We start from the raw sequence: 17,924 nt of genomic DNA on the forward strand, positions 1-17,924 counted from the left end.
CCGGGTACTCACTCGTAAATATCACCAGGTCAAGCGAGGGTTCGGGCGGTACCAAGAGCGTGCCTAGCCGACCTTGGCGCGGCCCTGGTCCGCCACGAAGGAGGCCAGCCGGGCGAGGGCCGCGTTCCAGTTGATCGCGGTCTCGTTCGTGGACCAGGACTGGATGTCGTCGATGTAGCAGAACTGGCCGACGCACCCCTGGAGTTTGCTCTGTGCGTACGGGTCCTGGATGCTCGAGTTCGCGCCGCCCGCGAGGGTGCCCCTCGGCGGTTCGGGGAGGTTCGGGTCGAGCTGGTGGGCGTACCAGCGGCTGTGCTGGTGGTGGGAGGAGACCTCGCCGTAGCCGGTGACGTAGGAGATGTTGAGCGCGTTGCGGCCGAGGACGTAGTCCATGCTCTGGACGGCCCCGTCGCGGTACTTCGAGGCGCCGGTGAGGTCGTAGGCGGTGGCGATGACGACCGCGTTGTTCAGCACCTGGTGGCTGGAGCCCCAGTCGTAGCGGTTGCCGTCGGGGGCGTAGGGCATGCCGTACGGCTGTGCGGCGAGCGTGGCCAGGTAGGTGTCGGCGCCGCGCACCACCGACCTGCGGACCTTGTCGCGGCCGGGCAGCCGGTTGGGTACGAGCGCGAGGTCGAGGCGGCCGGCGGCGGCCGTGCGGGCCCAGTCGAAGCCGTTCGGGGCGAAGATGTCGGCGGTGTGCGCCGGGGAGCCGAGGACGTGGGCGGCGAACTGCTGCTCACCGGTGGTGAGGTACAGCTCGGCGGCCGCCCAGTAGAACTCGTCGGTCGCGTCGCTGTCGTCGTAGGCGCCGCCGCCGTTGCCGTCGGCGGCGCCGGCGTAGACGTCGGGGTGCGCGAGGGCCGCCGCCCAGGCCTTGCGGGCCGCCTTGAGGGCCTTCGCCGCGAACTGCTTGTCGTAGGGCCGGTAGAGGCGGGCCGCCTGGGCGGCCGTGGCGGCGAGGTTGAGGGTGGCCGTGGTGGTCGGCGGGTGCAGTTCGCGCTTCTGCGGGTCGGCGGCCGGCAGCAGGGGCAGGCCGGTCCACTGCTCGTCGTGGACCTTGTGGTGGGCCATTCCGGCGAGCGGCTGTCCGTCCGGCACCTGCATCTTCAGCAGGAACTCCAGTTCCCAACGGGCCTCGTCGAGGATGTCCGGCACATGGTTGCCGCTCTCGGGGAGTGCGAGGGTGCCGTCGCCCAGCGCCGCGGGCCGGCCGGTGCGGGCGTGCAGGGAGCGCTCGTAGGTGCTGAGCAGTTCCCAGGTGGCGATGCCGCCGTTGACGACGTACTTGCCGTGGTCGCCGGCGTCGTACCAGCCGCCGCTGACGTCGAGGCGGTAGTCGCAGACTCCCGGCTGGCAGGGGACGCTGGTGTCGCCCTGGTTGGGCGCGACGCCGACGTGGCCGGCCGCCCTGCCGTAGCCGGGGCGCAGGTCGTCGCGGATCGCGATGCCGCTGCGCTGGGTGTAGTAGTACTTGACCGCGTCCAGCCGCAGCTGCTCGTAGGGGGCCGTCCCGATGTCGAACGGGCGGCTGGTCTCGCCGTCGGCGACCAGCGTGAGGCCCGTGCCGCGCCCCCGGTAGGCGCCGAAGTCGATGGAGTGGACGCGCTGTCCGGAGGAGACGTCGAGGCCGCGCGGCACGGTCCAGCCGTGGGCGAGCGTCGCGCCGGCGGCGTTCTTCAGCTGCCAGGGCAGCTTCTCGGCCGCGTCGGTGACCAGGGTGGCGTCCTTCGGCCCGGCGGGCAGATAGGCGACCTGGTTGACGCGCACGCGCGGCCCGGTGTCCGGCTCGTAGACCTCTGGGGGCACCCCGCCGAGCAGGGAGACGTCGTCCAGGCAGAACCGCCACGGATCGGCGCTGCCCCCGACCTGGAAGGCGACCTGCCCGTCGGTGGAGTCCACCGGTGAGGTGAAGGTGTACGTGTAGGAGTCACCCGCCTCGTTCAGCACCGGCGTCGCCTCGTACCAGGTGTCGTACGGGGCGATCCCGAGCCCCACGATCGCCCGCACCACGTGCCCCTCGGGCACCCCGGAGGCGGCGAAGGAGAAGCGGTACGAGTCACCCTTGACCAGGGTGATCGCGTTCTGGCCGATCGCGGAGTCCCAGCGGTTGGCGGTGCCGCCGGGGACGTCCGCGCACAGGCGTCCGCCGGACAGGCCGGCGGTGACGTTGCTGGTCCACCAGGGGTCGGCGGTGGTGTCGAAGCCACCGTTCCTGACCTGCTCGACCTCGTCGGCACCGGCCTGCTGCACGGGCAGCGCGGTGAGGGCGGCGCCCAGCAGGGCCGCGAGGGAGAGCAGGGCGGTTCTGCGTCGTGTCACGTCCGGCTCCTCGGTCAGCATCATGGGAGCGCTCCCAAACAGGGGCAGGGACATGCTTGTCCCAGTCATGACACCGCGTCAACGGTCCGGACGAGAACGGATGCCCTTCCCCGCCTGGACCGCGCCCCCGTCAAGCTTCCAGCCTGCTGCGCCGCACCGCCCCTCGGACGGCGCCGGGTGCGGCGCGGGTGGGACGTCCGTCGCAACGGGTCCGCGCACCGTCGAAGGTGACGACGGCCGGGGTGCCGGAATCCCCGGCCCGCTCCACGGCCGCTCCGGTTACCGGCATCCACCGCCGCCCGTCCCCCACTGCGACCTCGATGGACGCGGGCAGGCTGTGCGTGGCATCCGGCATGCGGCGGGCCGGGTGTCCGGCCGGCCGGGGCAACCGGCGTCCGCGTGGGGTGGTTCACCGGCTCGGGGCAGGGGGGAGCGAAAGCGGCGGCGGGCGTGGCGGCCACGCCAGTGCCCGAGTAGGCGACCAAGACGGACCTGCGAGCGACTGTCACTGGCGACTCGCCGTGGTGACTCGCCCCCTCAGGACCCAGAAGTGCTCACAACTGATCCGACAACTGATCGTGACCAAACAGAATCTGACGACGAGCCCCGCGCACCCTTCACGGGGCCGGAGACCTCTTGGAGCCCCGAGGGCGACCGCCGCGGCCACCGGACCCCTTCGGGGGGAAGCGGTCCTTGACCTCGCCCGAGGGCGGCCGCCCGGCCCCGCGAGGGGGTTCCGGTCCGCGCGCGGGCCGGACGGACTAGGCTGGAACGGATGTGGCGCGCCTGTTCACTGTGAGTGTCCGCGATGGAGTGGCGACGATGAGCCCGGAGTATCCGTTCGACGAGGCCGCGACGGCCCGGGTGGTCGTCGACGACACCGGCACGGTCGTCGACTGGAACGAGGGTGCCCGCACCCTGCTCGGCTGGGCACCGCCCGAGGTCGTGGGCCGGCCCGCCGGCGAGCTGCTCGCCACGGGAAAGCCTCCCGCCCCCACCGGCCCCCGCTGGGACGGCACCCTCGCGCTGCGTCACCGCGACGGCCGGACCCTGCGGGTGTGGCTGCTCGCCCACCACCGCCCCGCCCTCCACGACACCCCGGGCACCTGGCTCGTCGTGACCCCGCTCGCCTCGGACGACGGCGGCACCCTGGACGACCCCCTGGACTCGGCCGCGCTGGCCCAGGCGCCGTGCGCCGTCGCCGTCTACGACGAGCGGCTCCGGCTGGCCCGGGTCAACGACGCGATGGCCGCCGCGATCGGTCTGCCCGAGGAACGCATCCGGGGGCTGCGGCTCTCCGAGATCGGCGGCCGGCCGCAGAGCGCCGAACTGGAGACGCACATGATCCGGGTGCTCGCCAACGGACGGGCCGAGGACATCCAGATCTACACCCGCACCGGCGGCGAGGAGCGGGCGCACGCCTGGCTGGCGCGGTTCAAGCCGGTCACCGACGCCCGGGGCCGGGTGCGCGGTGTGTGCCTCGCCGCGCACGACTTCACCGAGAACTACCTCGCCCGCGAGCGGCTGCGGCTGGTCAACGAGGCCAGTGTGCGGATCGGCAGCACCCTCGACGTCACCCGGACGGCTCAGGAGCTGGCCGAGGTGTGCGTGCCCGCGCTCGCCGACTTCGTCAGCGTCGACCTGCTGGACCCGGTGGACGGCGGGGATCCGCCCACCCGGCTCGTCACCCCGCTGGAGCTGCGCCGGGCCGCGCACGACTCCGTCGATCCCGGCAACCCGATGGCGGTGGCCAAGCCCGGGGACGTCCTGCGCTATCCGACCGGCTCGCCCCAGGCCGACTCCCTGATCGCGGGCCGCACCATCGCCGCCTCCGTGGACGAACTGAACGCCTGGCTGGCCTGGGACACCCTGCGCGGCGAACGGGTGCGGGAGTTCGGCGTCCACTCCACGATGTCGGTGCCGATCCGGGCCCGGGGCACGACCCTGGGCGTCGCGGTCCTCACCCGCTACCAGCGGCCGGACCCGTTCACCGCGGACGACGTGCTGCTCGCCGAGGAGATCACCGCCCGGGCGGCCGTCTGCATCGACAACGCCCGCCGGTTCTCCCGCGAGCGCGACACGGCCCTCGCCCTCCAGCGCAGCCTGCTCCCGCGCTCCCTGCCCCAGACGGTCGCCGTCGACGCCGCCTCCCGCTATCTGCCCGCCGCCCGCGCGGGGGTGGGCGGCGACTGGTTCGACGTGATCCCGCTGTCGGGGATGCGGGTCGCGATGGTCGTCGGGGACGTGGTCGGCCAGGGCATCCAGGCCTCGGCGACGATGGGCCGGCTGCGGACCGCCGTACGCACCCTCGCCGACATCGACCTCTCCCCCGACGAGCTGCTCACCCACCTCGACGATCTCGTCGTACGGCTGTCCGAGGAGGCCGGCGGCGAGGGCAGCCCCGGCGAGGTCGGCGCGAGCTGTCTGTACGCGGTGTACGACCCGGTGTCCCGGCGGTGCACGCTGGCCCGGGCCGGACACCCCGCGCCGCTGCTGCTGCGGCCGGGCGGCGCGCCCCACCGGATCGATCTGCCCGCCGGTCCCGCGCTGGGCGTCGGGGGGCTGCCGTTCGAGTCGGCCGAGCTGGAGCTGACCGAGGGCAGTGTGCTGGCGTTCTACACGGACGGGCTGCTCGCGTCCGGCGAGCGGGACGCGCAGGCCGGTCACCTGCTGCTCAGCGAGGCCCTCGCCGCGTACTCGGACTCCCTGGACGAGGCCTGCGACCGGGTGCTGCACGCCCTGCTGCCGGCCGGGGGCGTCGCCGACGACGTGGCGCTGCTGCTGGCGCGCACCCGGGGGCTGCCGGCGGCGCAGGTGGCGACCTGGGACATCCCCGCCGATCCGGCGCTGGTCGCGCCGATCCGCAAGCAGGTCGTGGACCAGCTGGCGCACTGGCAGATGAGTGAGGCGTCCTTCACGGCCGAGCTGGTGGTGAGCGAGCTGGTCACCAACGCGATCCGGTACGGGGCGCATCCGATACGGCTGCGGCTGATCCACGACGCGACGACGTTGATCTGCGAGGTGTCCGACACCAGTCACACCGCGCCGCACCTGCGGCGGGCGAAGACGTGGGACGAGGGCGGGCGGGGACTGCTGCTGGTCGCGCAGCTCACGCAGCGGTGGGGAAGCCGCCACACCCCGGAGGGCAAGACGATCTGGGCGGAGCTGGGGCTCTTCGAGGAGGAGTAGGGCGCACGGCGGGGGCCGTCTCATCCTCCCTCGACATGGTCGGCGACAAGTGGAGCGTGCTGATCATCGGCACGCTCGCCGAGGGCCCGGTGCGCTACTCCGAGCTCGCTGACGCGATCCCCGGCATCGACCCGGGCACCTCGCTGCCGTCCACGGTCCTGGACCTGGCCGCCTGGTCCGCCGATCACCACCGTGAGATCCGCGACCACCGGAACGCGTTCGACGCCGAGGCGACACGAGCGAAGCGGTGAGGGTCGTGCCCGAGGGGAGCCTTGAGCAACACCCTTGAGGGCCCTCTCGGATCAGGCCAGCCGGGCCGGACCCGATGGGAAGGGGCGGACAGGCCCCGGGGCGGCTCCGTGGACCATCCCCGGGGTGAGGACCGTGCCCTTGAAGCGCTCTGCGGTGATGGGGGTGCTGTTCTCGGCGCCGCCGTGGAGCGTGGGCAGGGCGGCGACCATCTCCGCGCGCGTCCAGTCCTCCGTCCGCGGACGGAGGACCGGTGCAGGCGTGGGCACCTCGGGCGCGTGCCGCAGCCGCCGGCGATGAGCTGAACCGGTCATGCGGGGGCTGACCACCAAGGTCCACCTCGCCTGCGACCGCCGCGGCCGGTGTCAGTGGCGTCCGCCGCCGCCGTAGCCGGACCCGTATCCGCCGGACCCGGACCCGCCGGACCCGGACCCGTACCCGCCGCTGCCGTAGCCTCCGTACCCGCCGCCGTAGCCCGAGCCTCCGTAGCCCGAGCCGCCGTTCTTGCCGCTCCAGTTGCAGTAGTACCAGGAGGAGTACGAGCAGGAGGTGCCCGCGGTGGCGCCGCCGGAGGTGGTGCTGCCCGGGGAGCTCTTCGGCGTCGAGGGGGCCGAGGGGGCCGGGTCGGCCGACTTGGGCGTGGCCGCCTTGGGGGTCGGCGTCGGCGTCGGGCCGGCGGTGCCGGGTTCGTCGGCGCCCCAGTTGACGAACTCCATCTGCGGGTCGGGCTGCGAGGTGTCGATCACCCAGCGCTGGGCGGTGCCGTTCGCGCGGTTCTTCAGGACCAGGGCTCCCGAGCCGTCGGTGGCGGCGGGCGCGAGGGCCAGGTTCTGGTCGGAGCGCGGGACGAGCGTGCCCTGGAGGGTGAAGTCGTACCGGACGTTCTTCGCGGTCCCCGCGGAGGAGTCCGCGCACTCGCCGAGCCGCACGGAGTAGCCGAGGTGGGAGTCGAGGCACAGGTTCGGGTCGGCGGCGCTGCGCAGCAGTCCGTCGGTCTCGTACGTCCACTGCTGGCCGGCGTCGGAGGAGCAGGCGGCCAGTTCGGTGTCGGCGCCCTTGGCCGCCTTGCCCCCGGCGATGCCGATGCACAGCCCGGAGGCGACGTTGTGCAGCCGGCCGCGCAGGGTGCCCTGGGTCTCCTGGTCGGCGATCCAGGACGGGCTGTCGGTCGCGGTGTCGGTGCCCGCGGAGGGGGTCTTGGTGCCCTCGCCCGCGGTCGCGCCGCTGCCGCCGTCGGAGCCGAGGGCGGCCCACACCACGAGCGGCAGGACGACCATGCCGCTGACCGTCAGGACGGCGGCCGTGAGGTTGCGGCGGCGGATCCGGCGGGCCGCCTTGCGGTCCGAGCGGCGGGACGCGGGACGCAGCGCGACCTCGGTCCTGGAGCCGGGTCCGGCCGCCGGCCGGGACGCCTCGGCCCCGCCCCTGGCTCCGGACGCGGGGGCCGGCGCGGCCTCGGACACGGCGTCGAGCGTCCGGGGTGCGGCCGGCTCGCCGTCGAAGGCCTCGCCGAGGGCGCCCGGCCGGCGCTCCCGCTCGGGCGCCGCCGTCCGCTCGCGTCCGTCCGCGGTGGCCCGGCCCTCCAGGTAGGCGCCGGCCGCCCAGCCCAGGAGGCCCTCGGCCAGGGCGACGCCGAGGAGGCCTTCGAACTGCAGGAGCTGGTCGGCGGTGTGCGCGCAGTGCCGGCACTGCTCGGTGTGGCCGCGCAGATCGGGGTCGACGTCCAGACCGCCGCGGCGGCAGGTCACGTCCAGCAGCCGGTGGTAGCGGTGGCAGTCGTCGTCGGTGGCCTGTTCGCGGTGGACCTGGAGGACCTCCTCGCGCAGCCGCTCGCGGGAGCGGCGCAGTTCGACGTGGGCGCCCTCCTCGTCGAGACCGAGCAGCTGGGCGGGGATCGCGAGGGGTTCGGCCTCGGCCTCGCAGTGCCAGAGCAGACAACGGGCCGACTGGGGCAGCCGGTGGAAGGCGCGGGCGATCATGCGCCGGTTGGCCGGCGGGAGCAGCAGGGCGGCGGCCGGGGTGCCGTCGGCGTCCTGGGGGCGAAGGGCGGGGTGGAGCAGATCGCGGCGGCCGTCGGCGTCCCACTCGCCGGCCAGCCGGCGGACGGTGGCCAGCAGGTGGGGACGCCAGGCGGCGGTCGGGCCGTCCTGGTGCTGGGTCGCGCCGAACAGACGGGTGAAGGCGGCGGTGGTGAGCATGCCGGCGGCGCGCTCGCCGTCGGTGCACAGCCGCGCGTAGGCGAAGGCCGCCTCCCAGTGCCGGTCCAGCAACTCCCCGACGGGGTGGAGCGCGGGCGACTCCCCCGTCCACTGGGTCAGTTCCGCACTCAGCTGTTCGTCCGTCGCGTCGAGGCGGCGAGCCGAAGGGGAATTCGACAGGCCTGCGTCATTCACGGCTGCATTCCTCCTGGAGGCATGTCCGAGGGGAGCGGGACATGCGGCAATAGGCAGGGTTCGACACCTGTGAGGTCAGCAAAGGAGCCGGCTCTTGTGAAGCGTGGGGGGTGTGACGGAACACAGGGGCCTCGCGCGCACAGGGGGAGAAAACGTTGTCCGTGCGCCGACACGCCACACCTTCGCACAGCCGGACCAGGAGGAACAAGGGATCTCGCGGTTTCCGGCACGGTGTGCGCAGCCCAGGAATTGACGAAACGTCAATGCACTGTCTGAGTTAGGGCGGGTCCCGGTATGGGTGTCCCTTTTTGCCGCCGTTTTCAGGGGCCGTTTCCCGGGACGTCCTTTGCGGCGCGCATTCCGTCCCGGTACGCGCCGGGCGGACTGCCGTAGCGGGCGCGGAACACGCGCGTGAAGTGGAACGGGCTCACGAATCCGGAAGCCGCCGCGACGCGTTCCACGGGCAGGCCGGTGCCCTCCAGCAGCCGGGCGGCGTGCCGCAGTCGCGCCTCGCGCAGGGCCCGCATCGGGGACTGGCCGGTCTGCTCGGTGAAGAGGTGCGAGAGCCTGGAGGGGGACAGCGCCACCAGGGCGGCGAGCGAGTCGACGGTGTGCGGGGCGCCGGGGTCGGCGGCGAGGAGTGCCTGGACGCGCCGGACGCGCTCGTCGAGGCCGGGCGGCGGGAGCGGCGCCCGGGCGGCGGCCGTGGTGAGCAGGACGGCCTCCTCCAGGGCGCACAGGGCGAGTTCGCGGGCGGTGGTGCCGTGCGCCACGGCGATGCCGGAGCCGTCCGGCGCCTCCTCGGCTCCCCCGGGCCCGCGGGCATCGGCGTACAGGCGCCGGAAGGCGGACTCGACGCGCGGGTGCAGGGCCTCGGGCACGGGGGTCACGGCGTACAGGCCGTCGTGGGTGCCGTACGGGCGCAGCCAGGGCGTCCAGGAGGGGCGGGCCTGGCAGTGCGCCCACCAGAACCGCCAGCGCGGGACACCGGGGGCGACCGCGTAGCCGTGCGGGACACCCGGCGCGAGGACGACCAGATCACCGGCGCCGGCCCGGATCTCGCTCGCGCCCTGCCGCAGCACGCCTTCTCCGGCGGTCGTCCAGGTGAACAGCCAACTGTCCGATCCCCGGGGCCGGTCGATCCCGTACCCCGGGGCCTCGTCGAAGTGGGCCGCGACCACCAGGCCGGGCGGCGGCGAGGGGTCACCGGGGCCGGCAGCGGCGGGCAGGTCGTCAGCAGGCATGGGCATCCTCCGTGGGCCGCGTCCGCCTCACGATAAGGGGACCGATCACCAGGGACCGATCAAGGAGGGCGCACATGCTGCGGCAGTACGAGGAGGACGGTTTCACGGTCGTCCGGGGGCTGTTCGGACGCGACGAGGTGGAACGCCTGCGTGCGGAGTTCGCCGGACTCCAGGTGGCGGGGCGGGCCGTGCCGGGGCACTTCGAGCCGCGCGCCGGGAACGATCCGCTGGACCGGTACCCCCGGGTGATGCATCCGCACGAGATCAGCGCGCTCGCCCGGCAGGTGCTGCTCGACGCGCGGTTGCGGGAGGTGCTGGAGGCCCTGTTGGGCGAGGAGGTGCTGGCCGCGCAGAGCATGTTCTATTTCAAGCCGCCGGGGGCGCGGGGACAGGCGCTGCACCAGGACAACTTCTATCTGCGGGTGGAGCCGGGCACCTGTGTGGCGGCCTGGCTGGCGTGCGACGAGATCGACCGCGGGAACGGGGGGCTGGAGGTCGTCCCCGGGACGCATCGGATGGAGGTGTTCTGTCCGGAGGAGGCGGACGAGGAGGTGTCGTTCGCGCGGGAGTACGTGCCGCCGCCGGCCGGGCTGGCGCCCGTGCCGGTGGACATGGCGCCGGGGGACGTCCTGTTCTTCAACGGGAGCCTGGTGCACGGGTCGCCGCCGAACCGGAGCGGGGACCGGTTCCGGCGGTCGTTCATCGGGCATTACGTGGGGCGGTCGGCGGAGCGGATCGGGCGGTACTACCGGACGATGTCCATGAGTGGGGCGAGGGTGCCGCTGGAGGAGAGCGCGGGGGCGGGGCCCTGCGGGACGGAGTTCGCGTCGCCGGTGGGGCCGCACCAGGAGTGGGGCGGGTGCGGGTCCGTCGTGGCCGGTCGCGCGGTGTCCCGCACCCCTGAGGAAGAGGCGCCTCAGTGGCCGGCGACCGGGTGAGGGGTGTAGGGGCGCTCCAGCTCTTCCCGTTCCTCCGCGGTCAGTTCCCACTCCACCGCCGCCACCGCGTCCTCGAGGTGCCGGGGCTTCGAGGCGCCGATGATCGGGGCCGTCACCTGGGACTGGTGGAGCAGCCAGGACAGCGCCACCTGGGCGCGGGGGACCCCGCGGCCGGCCGCGATGCGCGAGACCGCGTCGACGATGGTGCGGTCGGCCTCCAGGTAGAGCGTGCTGCCGAAGGTGTCCGTGGCGCTGCGCTCGGTGGAGGTGCCCCAGTCGCGGGTGAGGCGGCCGCGGGCCAGGGGGCTCCAGGGCAGGACGCCCACGCCCTGGTCGGCGCAGAGCGGCAGCATCTCGCGCTCCTCCTCGCGGTAGAGGAGGTTGTAGTGGTTCTGCATGGACACGAACCGGGTCCAGCCGTGCCGTTCGGCGGTGTACTGCATCTTGGAGAACTGCCAGGCGTCCATCGAACTCGCCCCGATGTAGCGGACCTTGCCCGCCTTGACCACGTCGTGCAGTGCCTCCATCGTCTCCTCGACCGGGGTGTACGGGTCGTAGCGGTGGATCTGGTAGAGGTCGACGTAGTCGGTGCCGAGGCGGGTCAGGCTGTGGTCGAGTTCGGCCAGGACGGCCTTGCGGGACAGTCCCCCGCCGTTGGGGCCCGGGCGCATCCGGCCGTGCACCTTCGTGGCGAGGACGATCTCGTCGCGGCGGGCGAAGTCGCGCAGCGCCCGGCCGACGATCTCCTCGCTGGTGCCGTCGGAGTAGACGTTCGCGGTGTCGAAGAAGTTGATGCCGGCGTCCAGCGCCTGACGGATCAGCGGACGCGAGGCCTCCTCGTCGAGGGTCCACTCGTGCGTGCCCCGGTCGGGAAGGCCGTAGGTCATGCAGCCCAGACAGATCCGCGACACGTCCAGGCCCGTCGAACCGAGCTTCACGTACTGCATCGATGCTGCTCCTGACTCGGAGGGGAGTACACACAGGGGAGCCTACGTCGACGCGGGCCGCTCCTCGGAGTGACTCACTCCACCAGGTCCAGTGCCTGCTCCCAGCCGAAGTCCCCGCCCCGGTGCGGAGGTCCGAAGCGGACGCCCGTGCCGCGCAGCCGTATGAGACTGTCCTGGTAGGCGGGGTGGGCGGCGAGGCCGTCGGAGACGCAGGTCAGGACGCCGACCGGGACGCCCTGGCCGGTGACCTCGCACAGCGTGCCGAGGGCGAGGGTGTCGGCGACGCCCGCCGCCCACTTGTTGATCGTGTTGAAGGTGGCAGGGGCGACGACGACGGCGTCCGGGTCGGGGAAGGGGCGCGGGTCCCCCGGGCTCCGCCAGGCGGAACGGATCGGGCGGCCGGTCTGCGCCTCGACGGCGGCCGCGTCGAAGAAGCCGTTCATGGCGTGCGGGGTGGCGATGACCCCGACCTGCCAGCCCCGGTCCTGAGCGGAGGTGATCAGTCTGCCGACGCCCGAGGCGACGCCGGCGGCGCAGACGACGACGTACAGGAAGGGCGGCTTCTCGTCCGGTGCGGTCACCCGGGAACCCTACGCGAGCGGGAAGGACAGCCCTCGCTCGGACTCGGGGCGCGGGCCGTGCAGGCGGCGGTCCCGCTCGTCGATCCGTACGTCGTTGATGCTGGCCTCCCGCCGGGTCATCAGGCCCCGCTCGTCGAACTCCCAGAGTTCGTTGCCGTACGAGCGCCGCCACCGGCCGTCGGCGTCCCGCGACTCGTACTGGAAGCGGACGGCGATGCGGTTGCCGTCGAACGCCCACAGGTCCTTGCGCAGGGCGTACTCGCGCTCGCGGGCCCACTTGGCGGTCAGGAACTCGACGATCGCGGCGCGGCCGGTGAGGAAGGTGTCGCGGTTGCGCCAGACGGAGTCCTCGGAGTAGGCGAGCGCGACGCGGTGCGGGTCGCGGGTGTTCCAGGCGTCCTCGGCGGCCTGGACCTTCCGCGCGGCGGTCTCCCGGGTGAAGGGCGGGAAGGGCGGTCGGGGGTCGGACATGGAAGCGCCTCCTCGGCGTGGGTTACGGCGACCATGGGAGAACGAGCGTTCTCCGGTACGCTGTCACCGTAGAGAACGAACGTTCTCCTCGTCAAGCGGGTCCGGCCCGGCGAGGGGGACCCGGCGGGACGATCGGGAGCACGGTGATGGTGGTGGCCATGGACGGCGCGACAGCACGTGAGCAGGCGCTCGACGCCGCGGAGACGCTGTTCTACGGGCGGGGTGTGCAGTCCGTGGGGATGGACGCGGTCAGGGCCGCCTCGGGGGTCTCGCTGAAGCGGCTGTACCAGCTCTTCCCAGCGAAGGAACTGCTGGTGGAGGCCTACCTGGAGCGCCGGGACGTGCGCTGGCGGGGGCGGCTCGCGGCGTTCGTGGCGCGGCGGGAGGAGCCCCGGGAGCGGATTCTCGCGGTGTTCGACTGGCTGGAGGAGTGGTTCACCGAGCCGGACTTCCGGGGCTGCGCCTGGATCAACGCGTACGGCGAGCTGGGGGCGACCTCGGAGCGGGTGGCGGAGCGGGTACGGGCGCACAAGCGGGCGTTCCGGGAGTATCTCGGCGCGCTGATCGCCGACGCCGGCCTGCCCGCAGCCCTGACGGGGCCGCTGTTCCTGCTGGCCGAGGGGGCGATGGTGACGGCCGGGATCGACGGGACGGCGACGCCGGCCACCGAGGCACGCGAGGCGGCCCGGCTGCTGCTCGGGTGACCCCGCCGCGCGGCCAGGACATGCCGCCGGGGCCGTCCCGGGGCCGCTGGGCCGTGTGCAGCAACCCGGGCGGCGCTCCGCCGGGGCCGCACGGAGGCTTGTGTTCTTGGCCGTTCACACCCGGGAGCCCCCATGCAGCCGCCCGCAGCACCCGACCGCCGCGCCCCGCTCCGACGGCGGCCGCGGGCCCTGTCCGCCCTCGTCGTCTGCCTGGGCGCGCTGGCCCCCGCGACCGTGGCCGACCCGGCCGCCGCCTCGGGGACGCCGGACGACCGTATGCTGCAACGTCGCCCGGAGGCCTTCGTCGACGGTCCCGGCGGCCCGCCGGGGGCGATCGCCGTGCTGCGCCGGGACGGACGCACCCGGGTCGTACGGGCGGGTGTCGCCGACCTCGGCACGGGCCGGGCGCCCCGGACGACCGACCACATGCGGCTCGCGAGCACGGCCAAGGCGCTCAGCGGGGCGGTGGCGCTGAGCCTGGTGGACCGTCACCGGCTGCGGCTGGACGACACCCTGCGCGAACGGCTCCCGCGATCCCCCTCGGCCTGGGGAAAGGTGACGCTCCGGCAGCTCCTGAACCACACCGGCGGACTGCCGGACTACTCGGACTCCCCCCTGTTCCGGGCCCAGGTGCAGGCCGACCCGCACCGCCGCTTCGACCCGCACCACCTGCTCGACTACGTGGCCGGCCGGCCCCTGCCCTTCCGTCCCGGCAGCCGGTACCACTACTCCAACTCCGACAACATCGCCGTCGCGCTGATGGCGGAGGCCGCCACCGGGACGCCGTACGAGAAGCTGCTGCGCACGCTGGTCCAACGGCCGCTCGGGTTGCGCGACACCAGCCTGCCGCAGGGCTACCGGCTGCCCGCGCCCTCTCTCCACGGGTACGACGTCTCCCCGCCCGGGCCGCCCGTGGACGTCAGCGAGCTGCTGAGCGCCTCCGGGGCCTGGGCGTCCGGCGGGATCGTCTCCACCCCCGCCGACGCGACCCGGTTCGTCCGGGGTTACGCCGGGGGCGCGCTGTACGGTCGCGAGGTCGTCCGGGAGCAGCGGCGGTGGCGGCCCGGGGCCTCGCAGCCGGCCGGGCCGGGGCGCAACTCCACCGGGCTGGGCATCTTCCGCTACCGGACGCGCTGCGGGGTGGTGCTCGGGCACACCGGCAACTTCCCCGGGTACACCCAGCTGATGGCCGCCACCCCGGACGGCCGCCGCTCGCTGACGTTCTCGGTGACGCGTCAGATCAACGCGGACCTGACGCCCGCCCTGCTGGCGCGGATGCGTGCCCTGCAGGAGGACTTCGTCTGCGGCCTGCTGCGGGGCAGGGGCTGAACCGGGGGCCGGTGCGGTTCCCCGGCCCCCGCACCCCCGCCCCGTCGGCTCATCCGTCCGAGGCGGGCACCTCGATGGCGCCGACCGGGCAGGCCCGCGCGGCCTCCCGGACCATCGGGTTCCCGGCGCCGTCCTCCCGTCCGGGCAGCAGCCTGCTGTAGCCGTCGTCGTCCTGGGTGAAGACGCCCGGTGCGGCCAGCGCGCACTGGCCGGCCCCGATGCAGACGTCCGTGTCGATGCGGATGGGGCCGCGGGCGGGGGTGTCACGGTGCATGGCGGTGCCCCTCACCAGGTCACGGGGAGTTCGAGCATCCCCTGGATGGTGTCGCCGGGCTTCCAGCGGACGTCCTCCGCCGGGATCGCGAGCCGCAGGCCGGGCAGGCGCGCGAGGAGGGTGCCGAGGGCGATCTCCAGCTCGGCGCGGGCCAGGTTCTGGCCGAGGCACTGGTGGATGCCGAAGCCGAACGCCACGTGGTGGCGGGCGGAGCGGTGCCAGTCGAGGGTGTCCGGGGCGGGGTAGGCGCTCTCGTCACGGTTGATCACCGAGGTCGCGAAGACCACTCCGTCCCCGGCCCGGATGGTGGTGCCGCCCACCTCGATGTCCTCGGTGGCCAGTCGCAGCAGCCCGTCGGCGATGGACAGCATCCGCATCAGCTCCTCGACGGCGGCCGGCAGCAGCGCGGGGTCGGCGCGCAGTTCGGCCAGCCGCTCGGGGTGCCGGAGCAGGGTGTAGGTGCCGAGGGAGATCATGTTGGCGGTCGTCTCGTGCCCTGCGACCAGCAGGATGACGGCCAGGGCGATCGCGCCGTCGCGGTCCACGGTGCCGTCGCGCAGCCGCTCGTGGACCAGGGCGTCCAGGACGCCGTCGCCGGGCGGCCCGGCCGCCTTGCGGTCGATCAGCTCGCCGAGGTACGCGTCGAGGCGCCCGCGGGCGTCGAGCACCTCCTCGGGCACCCGGCTGCGCAGCATCCGCCGGGACTGCTCCTCGAAGAACTCGTGGTCGGCGTACGGCACCCCGAGCAGCTCACTGATCACCGTGGACGGCACCGGCAGCGCGAAGGCGGAGACCAGGTCGGCGGGCGGGCCCTGGGCGAGCATCGCATCGATCCGCTCGTCGACGATCCGCTGGATCGCCGGGCGCAGCGCCGTGGCCCGTTTCAGGGTGAAGTCCGCGACCAGCATCCGGCGCTGTGCGTGGTGCTCGGGGTCGTCGACGTTGAGCAGGGCGGCCCGGCGGTCGAGCAGCGCCTTGAAGCGCGGGGAAGTCGCCGGGTAGCCGGGCCGGGTGCGGTCGCTGGACAGCCGGGGGTCCGCGAGCAGGGCGCGGGCGGTGCCGTGGCCGGTGACGACCCAGGCGGTGCGGCCGTCGTAGAGCGTCACGCGGGACAGCGGGCGGGCGGTGCGCAGGGAGTCGTAGGCCGTGGGCGGGTGGTAGGGACAGGCGCGGTCCTGGGGGAAGGACACGGGCTTCGACAGTGGGGGGAGTTCCGACAGTTCCGTCATGAGAGTCCTCGCAGACGAAGGGTGCGGCGTGCCGATCTTCATTAGATGCCCGGGGCATCTATAGGACGACAGGGAGTTCGGCCAGATCGACGAAAGGGACAAGATGGCCGGAACCGTCCACTCCGCGAGGGGGTTGCGCAGGTTTCCTCAGGTGCCGTGCCGGACTCCGGGCCGAAAATCAGTTGCCGCCGGGTGGGCCCCGGCCGCACGATCCGGCCATGCTTCGAATCGACGTTCTTCTGCCGCTGCTGTCCGACGCCGTTCTTCCGGCGGGGCTCCAGCAGCAGGCCGGCCGTCCCCGGAGGCCCGATTCCGCGCGTCCGTGACGGCCGCGCTCGTCGCGGGCCTGATCGCGGGTTACGGCATCGCCGTGCCCGTCGGGGCCGTCGCGACCTACCTCGTCTCCCTCACCGCCCGTACCTCCCTGCGCACCGGCGCGTGCGCCGCGCTGGGCGTCGCCACCGCCGACGGGCTCTACGCCCTGCTGGCCACCGTCGGGGGGTCCGCGCTCGCCGCCGCGCTACGGCCGGTGCTGGTGCCGCTGCGCTGGGCTTCGGCCCTGGTGCTGCTCGCCCTCGCGGTGCGCGGTGCCCTGACCGCCGTACGCCAGTACCGGGCCCGTCGGCTCGCCACCCGCTCCGTGCCCACGCCACCGACCGCCGCCCGCGCCTACCTGGGCCTGCTCGGCATCACGCTGCTCAATCCGACCACCATCGTCTACTTCGCCGCGCTGGTGCTCGGTACCGGCACCACGGACGCCGTACGCCCCCTTGAACAGGGTGTGTTCGTGCTGGCCGCGTTCGTCGCCTCCGCGAGCTGGCAGCTGCTGCTGGCCGGGAGCGGCGCCCTGCTCGGCCGGGCCCTGACCGGCCACCGCGGACGCCTCGCGACCGCACTGGTGTCGAGCGGGGTGATGACCGTGCTGGCGATCGGGATGGTGGTGTAGTCCCGGGTACGTCAGGGGGCGGAGGCCGCGGGCGGAGGGTTCGGGGTGAAGGCTCGGGCGACGCTCAGGCTGTCCTCGTAGACGTGGTGGCGGACGACCAGGCCGTCGCGGACGGTGAGGTGCAGGGCGAACGCGGCCCGGTAGGGGCGTCCGGTGGGGGCGGCGGTCTGCCGGATCTCGCCCAGCACCACCGCGTCGGCGCCGTCGACGAGGACGCGCTCGACCCGCGTGTCCGCCGCGCCGGGCCTGTGGTGGGCGGCCAGTATCCGGAAGTGGTCGGCCGCCTCGGCGCCCGTGGCCCGGTGCCGGATCCAGGGCGTCTCGGCGCGGTCGTGCTCGTCCTCGGGCCAGGAGAGCCGCCAGTCGACACCGTCGGCGTACAGGGCGGCGATCCGCTCCGGGGCGCCCTCGCCGATCCGGCGGAGCAGTTCCTCGGTCACGGCGCGGGTACCGGTCGTCCTCGTCATGGCTCCGAGTGTGCCGCCGGGGTGCGGACGGCGCGATTACCCGCGAGGTAACGGCGGTGCGGATGAATCGAGGGGGCACCGGTGTTGCAGGGATCAGCCGGTCGTGAGCGACCATGTGACGAAAGGGACGGATACCATGCCTCTCGAAGGCGAGTACGAGCCCAGCCCGACCCAGTGGGTACGCGAGCAGGTGGAGCTGTACGAGAGCTCCGGCGGCACCAAGGGCACGACGCTGAGGGAGACGGGACTCCCCGTCATCCTGCTGACCACCCGGGGCGCGCGCAGCGGCAAGCTCCGCAAGACCCCGCTGATGCGGGTCGAGCACGACGGGCGGTACGCGCTCGTCGCCTCCCAGGGCGGGGCGCCCACCCACCCGGTCTGGTACCACAACCTCGTGGCCGACCCGCGGGTGGAGCTCCAGGACGGTCCCGCGAAGCAGGACATGACGGTCCGTGAGATCAGCGGCGCGGAGAAGGCCGAGTGGTGGAAGCGTGCCGTCGCCGCGTTCCCTCCGTACGCCGACTACCAGGAGAAGACCGACCGGGAGATCCCCGTGTTCGTCGCCGAGCCGCAGGGCCGCTGACCGCACGGCGGGGGGCTCGTAGCCAGAAGCGCTGAGAGAAAGCTGCGGGAAATCTGCCGCG

General features: G+C 73.7%; 17 protein-coding genes. 7 read left to right on the forward strand and 10 right to left on the reverse strand.

The window, feature by feature from the left end:
- Positions 1-63 precede the first annotated feature (63 nt).
- Complete coding sequence (locus U5640_RS02970) at positions 64-2,319, reverse strand: glycoside hydrolase family 9 protein (RefSeq protein ID WP_340374235.1); 2,256 nt, start codon at positions 2,317-2,319, stop codon at positions 64-66.
- Positions 2,320-3,141: 822 nt separating this feature from the next.
- Here U5640_RS02970 and U5640_RS02975 point away from each other — a divergent pair.
- Positions 3,142-5,508, forward strand: a complete 2,367-nt coding sequence (locus tag U5640_RS02975) for a SpoIIE family protein phosphatase (protein WP_340374236.1) — start codon at positions 3,142-3,144, stop codon at positions 5,506-5,508.
- 35 nt (positions 5,509-5,543) lie between these two features.
- Positions 5,544-5,759, forward strand: coding sequence for a winged helix-turn-helix transcriptional regulator (locus U5640_RS02980; RefSeq protein ID WP_340374237.1), 216 nt, complete (start codon positions 5,544-5,546; stop codon positions 5,757-5,759).
- Positions 5,760-5,810: 51 nt separating this feature from the next.
- On the opposite strand, the gene U5640_RS02985 is transcribed toward U5640_RS02980, so the two are convergent.
- From U5640_RS02985 to U5640_RS02995, 3 genes are all read right to left on the reverse strand, one after another.
- Positions 5,811-6,071: a hypothetical protein gene (locus U5640_RS02985; protein WP_340374238.1), complete on the reverse strand. Its 261-nt coding sequence runs from the start codon at positions 6,069-6,071 to the stop codon at positions 5,811-5,813.
- 51 nt (positions 6,072-6,122) lie between these two features.
- Positions 6,123-8,150, reverse strand: coding sequence for an RICIN domain-containing protein (locus tag U5640_RS02990; RefSeq protein ID WP_340374239.1), 2,028 nt, complete (start codon positions 8,148-8,150; stop codon positions 6,123-6,125).
- Between the two features lie 320 nt (positions 8,151-8,470).
- Entirely contained in the window at positions 8,471-9,394 is a 924-nt protein-coding gene (locus tag U5640_RS02995; protein WP_340374240.1) for a helix-turn-helix domain-containing protein, read from the reverse strand.
- Positions 9,395-9,468: 74 nt separating this feature from the next.
- Between U5640_RS02995 and U5640_RS03000 the strand changes: the two genes are divergently transcribed.
- Entirely contained in the window at positions 9,469-10,332 is an 864-nt protein-coding gene (locus tag U5640_RS03000) for a phytanoyl-CoA dioxygenase family protein (RefSeq protein WP_340374241.1), read from the forward strand.
- Here the strand turns inward: U5640_RS03000 and U5640_RS03005 are convergent.
- The 3 genes from U5640_RS03005 to U5640_RS03015 form a co-directional block, all read right to left on the reverse strand.
- On the reverse strand, positions 10,311-11,279 hold the full coding sequence (locus U5640_RS03005) for an aldo/keto reductase (protein ID WP_340374242.1): 969 nt from the start codon (positions 11,277-11,279) through the stop codon (positions 10,311-10,313). The two genes, U5640_RS03000 and U5640_RS03005, sit on opposite strands and share 22 nt — an antisense overlap.
- 74 nt (positions 11,280-11,353) lie before the next feature.
- Positions 11,354-11,860, reverse strand: coding sequence for a flavoprotein (locus tag U5640_RS03010; protein ID WP_340374243.1), 507 nt, complete (start codon positions 11,858-11,860; stop codon positions 11,354-11,356).
- A 9-nt stretch (positions 11,861-11,869) separates the two neighbouring features.
- Entirely contained in the window at positions 11,870-12,331 is a 462-nt protein-coding gene (locus U5640_RS03015) for a nuclear transport factor 2 family protein (protein ID WP_340374244.1), read from the reverse strand.
- A 158-nt stretch (positions 12,332-12,489) separates the two neighbouring features.
- Here U5640_RS03015 and U5640_RS03020 point away from each other — a divergent pair, with 158 nt between their 5' ends.
- Together U5640_RS03020 and U5640_RS03025 are read left to right on the forward strand one after the other, a co-directional pair.
- Entirely contained in the window at positions 12,490-13,035 is a 546-nt protein-coding gene (locus tag U5640_RS03020; protein ID WP_340374245.1) for a TetR/AcrR family transcriptional regulator, read from the forward strand.
- A gap of 132 nt (positions 13,036-13,167) precedes the next feature.
- Positions 13,168-14,364 (forward strand): serine hydrolase domain-containing protein, encoded by a 1,197-nt coding sequence (locus tag U5640_RS03025; RefSeq protein WP_340374246.1) that lies wholly within the window; start codon positions 13,168-13,170, stop codon positions 14,362-14,364.
- A gap of 49 nt (positions 14,365-14,413) precedes the next feature.
- Here the strand turns inward: U5640_RS03025 and U5640_RS03030 are convergent, their stop codons facing one another.
- A complete protein-coding gene (locus U5640_RS03030) occupies positions 14,414-14,638 on the reverse strand; it encodes a ferredoxin (protein WP_340374247.1) in 225 nt (74 codons plus the stop codon).
- An 11-nt stretch (positions 14,639-14,649) separates the two neighbouring features.
- Positions 14,650-15,867 carry a cytochrome P450 gene (locus U5640_RS03035; protein WP_340374248.1) on the reverse strand — a complete coding sequence of 406 codons (1,218 nt, stop codon included), beginning with the start codon at positions 15,865-15,867 and terminating at the stop codon, positions 14,650-14,652.
- 322 nt (positions 15,868-16,189) lie between these two features.
- Here U5640_RS03035 and U5640_RS03040 point away from each other — a divergent pair, with 322 nt between their 5' ends.
- The gene (locus U5640_RS03040) at positions 16,190-16,813 is read left to right on the forward strand and encodes a LysE family transporter (protein WP_340374249.1); all 624 of its coding nucleotides are present in this window, start codon (positions 16,190-16,192) and stop codon (positions 16,811-16,813) included.
- 11 nt (positions 16,814-16,824) lie between these two features.
- Here the strand turns inward: U5640_RS03040 and U5640_RS03045 are convergent, their stop codons facing one another.
- Positions 16,825-17,280 (reverse strand): nuclear transport factor 2 family protein, encoded by a 456-nt coding sequence (locus tag U5640_RS03045; protein WP_340374250.1) that lies wholly within the window; start codon positions 17,278-17,280, stop codon positions 16,825-16,827.
- A 136-nt stretch (positions 17,281-17,416) separates the two neighbouring features.
- Here U5640_RS03045 and U5640_RS03050 point away from each other — a divergent pair, with 136 nt between their 5' ends.
- Positions 17,417-17,863 carry a nitroreductase family deazaflavin-dependent oxidoreductase gene (locus tag U5640_RS03050; protein WP_340374251.1) on the forward strand — a complete coding sequence of 149 codons (447 nt, stop codon included), beginning with the start codon at positions 17,417-17,419 and terminating at the stop codon, positions 17,861-17,863.
- Positions 17,864-17,924: the final 61 nt, after the last annotated feature.

Source organism: Streptomyces sp. SS7 (genome assembly GCF_037993025.1).
Taxonomy (GTDB): domain Bacteria; phylum Actinomycetota; class Actinomycetes; order Streptomycetales; family Streptomycetaceae; genus Streptomyces.

Coding starts and splice junctions, on each gene's coding strand:
- U5640_RS02975 (WP_340374236.1), top strand. CDS start 3,142: ATGAGCCCGGAGTATCCGTTCGACGAGGCCGCGACGGCCCGGGTGGTC.
- U5640_RS02980 (WP_340374237.1), top strand. CDS start 5,544: ATGGTCGGCGACAAGTGGAGCGTGCTGATCATCGGCACGCTCGCCGAG.
- U5640_RS02985 (WP_340374238.1), bottom strand. CDS start 6,071: ATGACCGGTTCAGCTCATCGCCGGCGGCTGCGGCACGCGCCCGAGGTG.
- U5640_RS02995 (WP_340374240.1), bottom strand. CDS start 9,394: ATGCCTGCTGACGACCTGCCCGCCGCTGCCGGCCCCGGTGACCCCTCG.
- U5640_RS03000 (WP_340374241.1), top strand. CDS start 9,469: ATGCTGCGGCAGTACGAGGAGGACGGTTTCACGGTCGTCCGGGGGCTG.
- U5640_RS03005 (WP_340374242.1), bottom strand. CDS start 11,279: ATGCAGTACGTGAAGCTCGGTTCGACGGGCCTGGACGTGTCGCGGATC.
- U5640_RS03015 (WP_340374244.1), bottom strand. CDS start 12,331: ATGTCCGACCCCCGACCGCCCTTCCCGCCCTTCACCCGGGAGACCGCC.
- U5640_RS03020 (WP_340374245.1), top strand. CDS start 12,490: ATGGACGGCGCGACAGCACGTGAGCAGGCGCTCGACGCCGCGGAGACG.
- U5640_RS03025 (WP_340374246.1), top strand. CDS start 13,168: ATGCAGCCGCCCGCAGCACCCGACCGCCGCGCCCCGCTCCGACGGCGG.
- U5640_RS03030 (WP_340374247.1), bottom strand. CDS start 14,638: ATGCACCGTGACACCCCCGCCCGCGGCCCCATCCGCATCGACACGGAC.
- U5640_RS03035 (WP_340374248.1), bottom strand. CDS start 15,867: ATGACGGAACTGTCGGAACTCCCCCCACTGTCGAAGCCCGTGTCCTTC.
- U5640_RS03045 (WP_340374250.1), bottom strand. CDS start 17,280: ATGACGAGGACGACCGGTACCCGCGCCGTGACCGAGGAACTGCTCCGC.
- U5640_RS03050 (WP_340374251.1), top strand. CDS start 17,417: ATGCCTCTCGAAGGCGAGTACGAGCCCAGCCCGACCCAGTGGGTACGC.